Source organism: Burkholderia sp. 4M9327F10, from assembly GCF_005503145.1.
Taxonomy (GTDB): domain Bacteria; phylum Pseudomonadota; class Gammaproteobacteria; order Burkholderiales; family Burkholderiaceae; genus Paraburkholderia.
Genome location: NZ_SCNV01000142.1, coordinates 1 through 1,437 on the forward strand (window position 1 = coordinate 1; position 1,437 = coordinate 1,437).

Annotated in this window: 2 protein-coding genes; one reads left to right on the forward strand and one right to left on the reverse strand. The window is 57.8% G+C overall.

Annotated features, from left to right (window positions below):
• A partial coding sequence (locus tag FFS45_RS41455; RefSeq protein ID WP_249363139.1) for a Tn3 family transposase occupies window positions 1–636 on the forward strand: 636 nt, incomplete at its 5' end.
• Window positions 637–732: 96 nt separating this feature from the next.
• Here FFS45_RS41455 and FFS45_RS41460 read toward each other — a convergent pair.
• Window positions 733–1,203, reverse strand: a complete 471-nt coding sequence (locus tag FFS45_RS41460) for an ArdC family protein (RefSeq protein ID WP_052421090.1) — start codon at window positions 1,201–1,203, stop codon at window positions 733–735.
• Window positions 1,204–1,437 lie beyond the last annotated feature (234 nt).

Here is a 1,437-nt window from a genome sequence, read left to right on the forward strand (position 1 = left end):
GCGCACGCTGTACGGGCGGGAGAAGACACTGTTCGATCACCAGCAAGTAGCGTGCACGGCCCTTGGTTTTCGGTGGATGCCCTGATCGAAAAGCATTGGGACAGCCCGGTGCATCTGGCGGCTTCGGTCATGAGTGGTCACGCCAGTGCGGTGGCAGCACTGGCGCGGTTTGGCTCTGCTGCCCAGGGTGACCCCATCTATGACGCTGGCGTGCAATTGGGACGTTTGCTGCGAACCGCGTTCCTTGCCGACTACTTTGTTAAGGACGCTTTCAGGAATGAATTGCGCCGGGTGCTCAACCGGGGGGAGGCGGTCAACGCCCTCAAGCGCGCCATTTACACCGGCCGGATCAGCCCGGCACAGGCCAAACGTGTGGACGAAATGCAGGCTGTGGCCGACGCGTTGAGTCTGCTGGCCAACATCGTCATGGCGTGGAACACGTCACAAATGCAGGCTGTTCTGGATCGCTGGTCGAACCGCCGCCAGGCCATTCCGCCGGAACTGATCGGAAAAATTGCTCCCACCAGGCTGGAAAGCATCAACCTGCGAGGCGTGTTCCGCTTTCCTGTTGACCGTTATGCCGACCAAATCCTGCCCTCGCGGCAGGGAGCACCGATAACTGGCACCAACGGATGAAACCGATCACGGTTTGACGCCACGAATCGCAGATTTGAAAGTGAACAGGAAAGTCAATGAAATCAACGATCTACCAACACCACCTCCGCGCCAGTGCTAGCTTTTCGTACCGTCACTTATTGCACTGAAAACGAGGGGACCCCATTCCGGGCGGGTGTCTTCCACTTCCGGCAGGTTCTCGATGTCGGCGACGTTGAACACCCAAAACGGCTTCATCATCGGGATGAACCCGCCTTCGCTGTCGCCTTCGTCAGCGCTGCCGGCGTCCGCGCCCTTCTTGGGCATCATCTTGAAGAAAACGCCCATGACGCCCTTGGAGCCCTTCTTGACGTTCGCGCCCAGCTCCTGCGCCTGCTTGAAGGTCAGCCACTCGTTACGCTCAAGGCCGCGATCAGCAGCAGCACACCACAGCAGCGGGACATTGACGCCAGAGTAAGGGCGCTTGGTCTTGTAGTTGACCGGCATCCCGAACTTGATAGCGTGATCCCACAGCGACTTGTCGCCGTTGGCTGCGCCTTCTTCGATCATGCGAATGATGGCGTTCGTGATGTCTGCGCGGAGATCCATTTTGCTAACCCTTTCAGTCTGGGAAACCGGCTTTTACTGCCCCGGTTTCATCGTTCATCATGGGTTCTATTATATGGGTTAAAGGGTTGACCGTCAACCCTTTTGAGCAGAAAAACAACCCTTTTTGTTGAAATAAAACGGTTGACTTTTGCCGCTGAAAATTGCACCGGAACCAAGAGCCGGGGCGGGTTTGGGGCCGGAACAGGCCCCAAGGTCTTGGCGGCCACAGGCCGC